This is a genomic window from Actinomyces sp. (assembly GCF_030524025.1).
Classification (GTDB): domain Bacteria; phylum Actinomycetota; class Actinomycetes; order Actinomycetales; family Actinomycetaceae; genus Actinomyces.
Genome location: NZ_JAUNHI010000047.1, coordinates 1 through 10,033, shown reverse-complemented (window position 1 = coordinate 10,033; position 10,033 = coordinate 1). Strand labels below are relative to the sequence as shown.

The 10,033-nt window shown below is 70.5% G+C and carries 9 protein-coding genes; all 9 read left to right on the top strand.

Features of this window, described 5'->3' with window-relative positions:
* A partial coding sequence (gene tuf / locus Q4C85_RS11480) for an elongation factor Tu (protein ID WP_303142231.1) occupies positions 1-933 on the top strand: 933 nt, incomplete at its 5' end.
* A 303-nt stretch (positions 934-1,236) separates the two neighbouring features.
* Positions 1,237-3,951, top strand: coding sequence for a CshA/CshB family fibrillar adhesin-related protein (locus Q4C85_RS11475; RefSeq protein WP_303142229.1), 2,715 nt, complete (start codon positions 1,237-1,239; stop codon positions 3,949-3,951).
* Positions 3,952-4,243: 292 nt separating this feature from the next.
* Entirely contained in the window at positions 4,244-5,869 is a 1,626-nt protein-coding gene (locus tag Q4C85_RS11470; protein ID WP_303142228.1) for a SpaH/EbpB family LPXTG-anchored major pilin, read from the top strand.
* Between the two features lie 137 nt (positions 5,870-6,006).
* Complete coding sequence (locus Q4C85_RS11465) at positions 6,007-7,074, top strand: class C sortase (protein WP_303142226.1); 1,068 nt, start codon at positions 6,007-6,009, stop codon at positions 7,072-7,074.
* Positions 7,075-7,366: 292 nt separating this feature from the next.
* Positions 7,367-7,675 carry a 30S ribosomal protein S10 gene (gene rpsJ, locus Q4C85_RS11460; protein ID WP_005987219.1) on the top strand — a complete coding sequence of 103 codons (309 nt, stop codon included), beginning with the start codon at positions 7,367-7,369 and terminating at the stop codon, positions 7,673-7,675.
* Positions 7,676-7,686: 11 nt separating this feature from the next.
* Positions 7,687-8,355, top strand: a complete 669-nt coding sequence (gene rplC, locus Q4C85_RS11455) for a 50S ribosomal protein L3 (RefSeq protein ID WP_303142222.1) — start codon at positions 7,687-7,689, stop codon at positions 8,353-8,355.
* Positions 8,356-8,359: 4 nt separating this feature from the next.
* Positions 8,360-9,004 carry a 50S ribosomal protein L4 gene (gene rplD / locus Q4C85_RS11450; protein ID WP_303142219.1) on the top strand — a complete coding sequence of 215 codons (645 nt, stop codon included), beginning with the start codon at positions 8,360-8,362 and terminating at the stop codon, positions 9,002-9,004.
* Complete coding sequence (rplW, locus tag Q4C85_RS11445) at positions 9,001-9,306, top strand: 50S ribosomal protein L23 (protein WP_303142217.1); 306 nt, start codon at positions 9,001-9,003, stop codon at positions 9,304-9,306. Before rplD ends, rplW begins: the two co-directional genes overlap by 4 nt.
* Positions 9,307-9,327: 21 nt before the next feature.
* The coding region (gene rplB, locus Q4C85_RS11440; protein WP_303142215.1) for a 50S ribosomal protein L2 at positions 9,328-10,033 on the top strand (706 nt) is incomplete at its 3' end.

Here is a 10,033-nt window from a genome sequence, read left to right as displayed (position 1 = left end):
CACGCCGACTACATCAAGAACATGATCACCGGTGCCGCCCAGATGGACGGCGCGATCCTCGTCGTGGCTGCCACCGACGGCCCGATGGCCCAGACCCGCGAGCACGTCCTGCTCGCCCGTCAGGTCGGCGTGCCGGTCCTGCTCGTCGCCCTCAACAAGGCCGACATGGTCGACGACGAGGAGCTGCTCGACCTCGTGGAGATGGAGGTGCGCGAGCTGCTGTCCTCCCAGGAGTACGACGGCGACGAGGCCCCCGTCATCCGCGTCTCGGCGCTCAAGGCCCTCGAGGGCGACGCCGAGTGGGCGGGCAAGATCAAGGAGCTCATGGACGCGGTCGACGAGTACATCCCGACCCCCGAGCGCGACATGGACAAGCCCTTCCTCATGCCCATCGAGGACGTCTTCACCATCACCGGCCGCGGGACCGTCGTGACCGGCCGTGTCGAGCGCGGCAAGCTGCCGATTAACTCCGAGGTCGAGATCCTGGGCATCCGCGAGGCCCAGAAGACAACCGTCACCGGCATCGAGATGTTCCACAAGCAGATGGACGAGGCCTGGGCCGGTGAGAACTGCGGTCTGCTCCTGCGCGGCACCCGTCGTGAGGACGTCGAGCGCGGCCAGGTCGTGGTCAAGCCCGGCTCCATCACCCCGCACACCGAGTTCGAGGGCCACGTCTACATCCTGACCAAGGACGAGGGCGGCCGCCACAACCCCTTCTACTCGAACTACCGTCCGCAGTTCTACTTCCGGACCACCGATGTCACCGGCGTTATCACCCTGCCCGAGGGCACCGAGATGGTCATGCCCGGCGACACCACCGAGATGACCGTCGAGCTCATCCAGCCCATCGCCATGGAGGAGGGCCTCGGCTTCGCCATCCGTGAGGGTGGCCGCACCGTCGGCTCCGGCCGCGTCACCAAGATCCTCAAGTGAGGACCTGACCGGCTCGGCCGCAAGCCGGGTCGGCACTCGCGGATCCCCCGCACCCCGACAGGGTGCGGGGGATTCCTCGTTCCCGGCCGCCCAAGCCCCGCCCGGCCGGCCTCCCCCTGCCAGGTTGCCGACGGGTCACGTTCCGGTCACGGACAAGGCACAGGCAGGGCACGGGCCGGCCACGGCAGGTGTGTCGGCCCCTCCTCACCAGTAGGCTCATGGCCGTTCCCACGCGCTGTGCGCGCCCCCCCCCGCGCGCAGCGCCGCCCCATTCGGGCGAGTCCCATCCCCGCAGGAGTCCGCATGACCGACTCGCACGTGGCGTCCGCCGGGGCGTCCCGCGCCCCCGGCCGTCTGCGCCGGCTCCTTGTGCTGCTCGCCGTGCTCGTGCTCTCCGTCGGAGGCGGGCCGGCCCTCCTCGTTCTTCCCGTCGCCCCGGCCGATGCCGTCTACGCCACTCCCGCGGGCGGCTCGGGGCGCTTCCCGACTCATATCGACTGGATGGACTGGGACAGCGCGACCTTCGCCGCCGGGTCGACCACGACCCAGTGGTCGACCCCGCAGCAGGTGGGCACCGGCTACTGGCGCACGACCCAGTGCACCATTACCGTCGACGGGACCTACGCCGTGGGCCGCTACGAGCCGGGCGCGTGGGCCGGAGACGCGCTGGCGCGCCTGTACAACAACGGCGTCAACTACACCGGCGGGGTGCGCAAGTCCGGAGTGACCGCCTCTGGCCTGCTCATCGGGCTGCAGAACGTCACGCGGGCCACCACCTCGACCTTCCGCCTGGCCTGCACGGCCTACATCGTGCAGTGGACCGGTTCGAACGCCCCCAGCGAGGCCCAGATCTCGGCCGCGCCCAAGACCCGCATGCCCGCCGTCGGCATGGTCGTGGCCGACGCCGAGTCCTCCAACTTCTCGAGCTCGGAGTACCTCGCTGTCTCACCGGTCACCGCCCCGACGGCCTACCGTCACCTGGAGACCGAGCGCGTCGCCCGCTGCACGACCCGCTCCCTGCTCGAGCACGGATTCACCTTCACCGCCGGCGGCCAGACGCGCAGCGGGGTGCGCATCGCCCCGGACGGCCCGGAGTGTCTCAACCAGGTGTCCTGGGGCCACGGCCCCTCCTCAGTGGTCCTCATGGAGGGCGTGAGCGACGTTTACGCCGCCGTGCGCGGCGGGGGCCGGACCGCCGCCGCCTTCGGGGTGATGTCCTACCTCGACTTTGGCGACGCCCCCCAGAGCTACGGGGTCGCCGGGTCGGCCTACCTCCCCACGTGGAGCGGCGGGGAGGTCCCCACCGCCGGGACGGTCGACCTCACCGGGATGCAGACCGCGGGGAGCCTGGCCAGCGCCGGGTCGCCGACAACCGCCCTGGGCGGGGTCGTCGACCCCGAGTCCGCCCCGGGCTACTCCGCCGGCGCCGACTCTGATGACCTCAACGCGACCGACACGGTCGGTCCCGCCGACGACGAGGACGCCCTCGACACGGTCGACGGATCGGTCCACGTCACCCCCGGGGCGACCACGCTGACCCAGACCGTCCGGTGCACCGGGACGGGGACGGTCCAGGGCTGGATCGACTGGAACCGTGACGGCGCCTTCGCCACCGACACCGCCGACCTCGAGGCCTCCGACCAGGTGGTCTGCCCCGCCACCGGCCAGGCCACGGTGACCTGGGGCGTCCCGGCGCATGTCTGGAACGCCGCCGCGGGCGACCCCTCGACCCTGTCGACCTACATGCGGCTGCGGATCGCCGCCGAGGCCTCCGAGCTCGCCCCGACCGGGATCAGCGGCTCGGGGGAGGTCGAGGACTACAGCCTGGCGATCGACCGGCCCGTGCTCACCCTCGTCAAAGAGGTCGACACCACCCAGGCGGGCCCGGCCGCCTCGGCCCAGGCCGGCGCGTGGACCCTCAGCGCGACCCAGGGCGAGGGCACTGCCGCCGGCACGGCGCTGCAGGGCGCGGGCACGGCCACCGCGGTCGTCATGCCAGGAGCCTTCACCCTGTCCGAGACCGCCACCGGCCTGCGGGGCTACGAGGCGGGGCAGTGGGTGTGCGCCCCCACACCCGGAACGACCCAGCCCGGCTACGCCTCGACCGCCCTCGACGCGACGGTCACCGTGGCCGCCGGCGACGAGGTCACCTGCACCATCCGCAACACCGCGGTCCCGGCGACCGTCACCTGGACGAAGACCGACGAGATCGGGCTCCTCCTGCCCGGCTCGGCCTGGGAGCTGACCACCTCCACCGGACAGGTCCTGGCGGTCAGCGACTGCGTGGCCGCCGCCCAGTGCCCGCAGGACAGCACGGACCGCGACCCGGCCGCCGGCAAGTTCACGGTGACCGGCCTGCCCTGGGGGCAGATGACCCTGACCGAGACCGCCGCCCCCGCGGGCTATGTCAAGAGCGACCAGCCCCTGACCCAGACGGTCGACGGGTCGCGTGCGACCCCGGGCGCGGCGAATGTGACGGTGACCGGTTCCTTCGGCGCGGTCGTCAACGTCGAGCTGACCGGCTCGGTCACGCTGACCAAGACCGACCCCGAGGGACGCCTCCTGGACGGCTCGGTCTGGGAACTGACCCCGGTCGACGACCGCGGGGCGGCGGCCGGGTCGAGCACAACGGTGACCGACTGCGTGGCCGCCGTCCAGTGCCCCGAGGGCTCGGTCGACACCGACCCCGGCGCCGGGGAGTTCCGGGTCGACGAGCTGACCGCCGGCCGCTATGCGCTTGTCGAGACGACGGCGCCCCCCGGATATGTCCTCGACTCCACGCCAGTGTATTTCACAATCGATTTCCAGGGGCAGGTTAACAACCTGGGTGCGAGGGTCAATAGGATGCTTCCTCCTGTCACGCTCCCGCTGACCGGGGGCATGGGTTCAGACATATTCATTCTGACCGGATCGGTGCTGGTGGTCCTCGCCCTCGGTGCGGTAGGGGTGCGCGGAACGCTGCGGCACAGCGCCGCCGGCACCCACCGCTGGCGCCGCGGCGAGCGTCGCCGGAGGTAAATGAGAAGATGGCGTGAGTGCAATCGGATCGAGACTCGTCAGCGACGGAATGGTCATGATTCACCACTAGGATTTGGGCTGTCGCCGGAATTCATCCGGCAAACGGGCGTCGAACCGCACCCCACGGCGCGGCGCTTGTCCCCGAAGGGGTACGACCGGATATGTCGGGCCCGAGCGCCGTCCGCACCTGGGATCCCGCCCCGCGACCGTCCGCACCGACGGTCGCTCGAACCTCGGCCGAGCCCCGTCCCCTGCGTCCTCATGGGCGCGCACCGAAAGGAATCCCAACCTCATGAAGCGTCCAACCCGTCTCCGCGCGCGGGGCGTGCTGGCGGCCCTCGGGGCTCTCGCCGTCGGCCTGAGCGGCCTCGGGGCGGCGGCCGCGGCCGCCCCCGCCGCTCCTGGCAACATCGACTACGCCGCCACGGGGTCGATCCTCATCCACAAGCTCGAGTCGGGCTCGATGACCGGGGCGCCGGCCGTGGGCAGCCCCGACGGTCAGACCCCGGTGGCCGGCACGGGCGTTCCCGGAGTGGTCTTCACCGCCTACAAGATCAACACCATTGACCTGGCCACCGCTGACGGCTGGACGACGCTGTCGAACCTGAGTGTCCCGGCCGACGCCTGCGGCGCCGACTACAACAGCCCGAACCTGGCGGGGCACTCCTTCGACGGCGGCACGCCCTCGACGACGACCGACTCTGCCGGCGACGCGAGCATCACCAACCTGTCGGTGGCCGCCTACCTCGTGTGCGAGACGAGCGTGCCCTCGACGGTCAACAAGCGCTCGGCGCCCTTCGTCGTCACCGTGCCCCTGCCCGACGACGGCACCTACCTGCCCGAGAGCGCCTCGCGCACCAACACCTGGCTGTACGACATCAACGTCTACCCCAAGAACACCGTCGTCCAGGCGCCCACGAAGGGGCAGAGCCTGGAGGCCAACGCCCTGGGCCTCAAGACCGACAACCAGCTGAGTTTCCCGGTCACAGCCACGGTCCCCAGCATCGATGCCGGCGACCAGTTCAACTACTTCATCATTGAGGACCCGCTGACCGCGGCGCTGAGCAACGGCGTCGTCGACTCGGTGACGCTGACCCCCGCCAACGGCAGCGCCCAGACCCTGACCGCCACCCACTACACGGCGACGACGGGGCAGACCCCGACCGTGGCCTTCACCCAGGCCGGTCTCACGCTGCTCAAGGCCAACCCGAACGCGACGGTCACCGTTACCTTCAAGGCCGAGGTCACGGACCTGGGGACCGCCGGCTCGGTGCCCAATACGGCCAACATCTACGTCGACACGATCACCGACTCTGCTCCGCCGTCCACGCCGAGCACCACCCCGCCCTCCGACCCCAGCCGCAAGACCCCCTCGAACACGGTCGTCACGACCTGGGGGGCGGCGACGGTCTCCAAGACCGACGCGCGCTCCAACACCGCGCTGGCCGGGGCCACCTTCCAGATCTACGAGGCCGCCCAGCCCTACGCCGGGACCTGCGGCACCGAGATCGCCGGGGGAGCCGCCCCGATCTCGATCGACGGGGTCAACACCTTCACGACCCAGGACGGCACCGGCCAGGTGGTCATCGAGGGCCTGTTCGTCGACTCCAAGATCGGTGCCGCCGGCGCGGCCGATGTCACCCCCGACCGGACCAAGCACTGCTACGTCCTGGTCGAGACCTCCGCGCCCGTCGGCTACACCCTTCCCCAGGGCGACAGCGCCCGTACAGCGCTGACGATCACAACCGGCCAGACCGCCACGGACAATGTCGTGACGATCGAGAACTCCAAGTCGGTCGTCCCGGCCCTGCCGCTGACCGGTGCCGCTGGCAAGATCCTCATGACGCTGGCGGGAGTCGCCCTCGTGGCCGCCGCCTGCGGCTGGGCGATCGTCTCGCGCCGCCGCCGGGAGAGCTGAGACCGGACCGACCGACAGGTGGCTCGCCGCGGCGATGGCCGTGAGGACCACCGGGGTGATGCGGCAGGGAGGAGGCTCCCTGCCGCATCACCCGTTGCCATGAGCACGACCGACCCTGAGAAGGAGACCCTGACCCCATGCGCACCGCAGGCCGCCGCCCGCGCCCCCGTCCCGCGCGCTGGAGGCTCCGTCTGTCCGCGCTGCTGCCGGCACTCATGGCCCTGGCCGGCATGGCGCTCCTGTCCTACCCGACGGTGGCGGCCTGGTTCTCCCAGTACAACCAGTCCCAGATCATCTCCGGCTACGCCGAGGCGGTGTCCTCGGCCGAGCCCGCCGCGGCCCAGCAGATCGCCCTGGCCCACGCCTACAACGATGCCCTGTCCTCCGGGGCGATGCTCAACGCGGGCGCCCATGTGCCCGTCGGCGACGGACAGGTAGCCGACGGCTCCGAGGCCCTGGACTACAACGAGATCCTGACCGCCAACGAGGCTGGTCTCATGGCGCGCCTCCAGATCCCGTCGATCGACCTGGACCTGCCCGTCTACCACGGCACCGCGGAGGACACGCTGCTGGCCGGCCTGGGCCACCTGGAGGGGACCTCCTTGCCCGTGGGGGGAGAGGGCACCCGCTCGGTAATCACCGGGCACCGCGGCCTGGCCAATGCCACGATGTTCACCGACCTTGACAAGGTGTCCCTCGGCGACACCTTCACCCTGGAGGTCTTCGGGGAGGTGCTCAGCTACCGGGTCGTCGACGTCGTCGTCGTCGCCCCAGAGGACACCGAGTCCCTGCGTGCCGAGGAGGGCCGGGACCTTGTCACCCTGGTGACGTGCACGCCCTTAGGCATCAACAGCCACCGGATCCTACTGACCGGGGAGCGCATCTACCCCACGCCCGCCGAGGCCGTCGCGGCGGCACAGGCCGCCCCCGAGATCCCCGCCTTCCCGTGGTGGGCGGTGTGGCTGAGCGCCGGACTTCTCCTCGTGTGCCTCTACCTGTGGCGCGCGGGCCTGCCCCCGGCCCGCTCCCGCCGCCCGGCCGCGACGGCTGCAGGGACTGAGGCGACCGCGGAGACAACAGCGGCACAAGCGTCTGCGGCCACCGATGCCCCCGAGGCCTCGGCGGGTGCCGGGCGAGAGACCCCACCCCCCGACGTTGCGGCGCCGCGTGAGCCGATGAGCCCCTACGGTCCGCTGCGAGGATGAACGCAGGTGAGCACAGGCGAGCACAGGTGGGCGGTCTCACAGCGCCCGGCCGCAGCCCTCGGCTTCCCCGGGGGAGGGCTCGCTGATAACGTAGTCCAGCCGGTGCGGGGGTCGCTCGCGCCGCGCATCTCCCGGTGCCCACCGGGAACCAGTCTGACGGAGCCGATGACCCATCGGGTTTCCGTGTGTCCAGACCGGCCACATCTTCTTCACAGCGGAGTCTCTTGCGCGTCGCGATGCGACACGCCCGAGCGCGTGGACCGGTCACCGAAAGCAAGAGAGGTTAGGCGCCATGGCGGGACAGAAGATCCGCATCCGGCTCAAGTCCTACGACCACGAGGTCATCGACAGCTCGGCGCGCAAGATCGTCGACGTCGTGACCCGCGCAGGTGCGACGGTCGTGGGCCCCGTGCCGCTGCCGACCGAGAAGAACGTGTTCTGCGTCATCCGGTCGCCGCACAAGTACAAGGACAGCCGCGAGCACTTTGAGATGCGCACGCACAAGCGGCTGATCGACATCATCGACCCGACGCCCAAGGCCGTCGACTCGCTCATGCGCCTCGACCTGCCGGCCGACGTCAACATCGAGATCAAGCTCTGAGGACTGAAGCCATGACTACGCTAAACCAGCCGGCTGCCGCCGCGCCCACCAAGGCGCTGCTCGGCACGAAGCTCGGCATGACGCAGGTCTGGGACGAGAACGGCGTGCTGCGCCCCGTCACGGTCGTGCGCGTCGACACCAACGTCGTCACCCAGATCCGCACCCTCGACAACGACGGGTACGAGGCCGTCCAGCTCGCCTTCGGCGAGATCGACGAGCGCAAGGTGACCAAGCCCCTCGCCGGCCACTTCGCCAAGGCCGGGGTGACCCCGCGCCGCCACGTCGCGGAGGTCCGCACCTCGCTGGCGGGCCAGCTGACGCCCGGCCAGGAGCTGGGCGCGGACACCTTCGAGGTCGGTCAGCTGGTCGACGTGACCGGCACCTCCAAGGGCAAGGGCTTCGCGGGTGTTATGAAGCGTCACGGCTTCAAGGGCGTCTCGGCCTCCCACGGCGCGCACCGCAACCACCGCAAGCCCGGCTCGGTGGGCGCCTGTGCCACCCCCGGCCGCATCTTCAAGGGCCTGCGCATGGCCGGCCGGATGGGGCACGCCACCACCACTGTCCAGAACCTCAAGGTCCGCGGCGTCGACGCCGACAAGGGCGTCATCATCGTCGGTGGTGCCATCCCCGGCCCCAAGGGCTCGGTCGTCGTCGTCCGCACCGCCGTGAAGGGAGCCTGACACCATGACCGAGGCACGTTCCGTCGACATCGTCGACTCCACCGGGGCCAAGACCGGCACCGTCGAGCTCCCCGCGGAGATCTTCGACGTCGAGACCAACATCCACCTCATGCACCAGGTCGTCGTGGCCCAGCTCGCCGCGGCCCGCCAGGGCACGCACGCCACGAAGACCCGCGGCGCCGTCCGCGGCGGTGGCCGCAAGCCCTACCGGCAGAAGGGCACCGGCCGCGCCCGGCAGGGCTCGACCCGCGCCCCGCAGTTCACCGGCGGCGGCACGGTCCACGGCCCCCAGCCGCGCGACTACACCCAGCGGACCCCCAAGAGGATGAAGGTCGCCGCCCTGCGCTCGGCCCTGTCCGACCGCGCCCGCAACGGCCGGGTCCACGTCATCACCGAGTTCGTCACGACCGAGAAGCCCTCGACCAAGTCGGCTCTCGCCGCGCTGCGCACGATCACCGACCGCCGGGCCCTGGTCGTCGCCACCCGCTCCGACGAGCTCACCGCGCTCAGCCTGCGCAACGCCCCCGAGGCGCACGTGCTCTGGGCCGACCAGCTCAACACCTACGACGTCCTGCTCAACGACGACGTCGTCTTCACCGCCGCTGCCCTGGAGTCCTTCCTGGGCGCGGCCAAGGAGGAGTCCAAGTGAGCCTCGAGAAGTCCAAGAACCCCCGCGACGTCATCATCGCGCCGGTGGTCTCCGAGAAGTCCTACGCCTGCATGGACCGTGGCCAGTACACGTTCATCGTCGCGCCCGGCTCGAACAAGACCGAGATCAAGCAGGCCGTCGAGGCCATCTTCGGTGTCAAGGTCGAGTCGGTCAACACGATCAACCGCAAGGGCAAGACCCGCCGCACCCGCACCGGGATCGGCAAGTCGAAGGACACCAAGCGGGCGATCGTCACCCTGCGCGAGGGCGCCATCGACATCTTCGGCGACGTGGCGAACTGACACGGAAGGTAAAGGATCGACATGGGAATCCGTAAGTACAAGCCGACGACGCCGGGTCGCCGCGGCTCCTCCGTGGCCGACTTCGTCGAGATCACGCGCAGTGAGCCCGAGAAGTCGCTCGTCCGTCCGCTGAGCAAGTCCGGTGGCCGCAACAACAACGGCCGCGTGACCACCCGCCACAAGGGCGGTGGCCACAAGCGCGCCTACCGCGTCATCGACTTCCGTCGTCACGACAAGGACGGCGTGCCGGCCAAGGTCGCTCACATCGAGTACGACCCCAACCGCACGGCCCGCATCGCGCTGCTTCACTACGCCGACGGGGAGAAGCGCTACATCATCGCCCCCAACAAGCTCAAGCAGGGCGATGTCGTCGAGGCCGGTCCCGGTGCGGACATCAAGCCCGGCAACAACCTGCCGCTGCGCAACATCCCGACCGGAACGGTCGTCCACGCCGTCGAGCTCCGCCCCGGTGGCGGGGCCAAGATCGCCCGCTCCGCGGGCACCTCGGTCCAGCTCGTCGCCAAGGAGGGCAAGTACGCCCAGCTGCGCATGCCCTCGGGCGAGGTCCGCAACGTGGAGATCGCCTGCCGCGCGACGGTGGGGGAGGTCGGCAACGCCGAGCAGTCCAACATCAACTGGGGCAAGGCCGGCCGGATGCGGTGGAAGGGCGTGCGCCCGACCGTCCGCGGTGTCGTCATGAACCCGGTCGACCACCCGCACGGTGGTG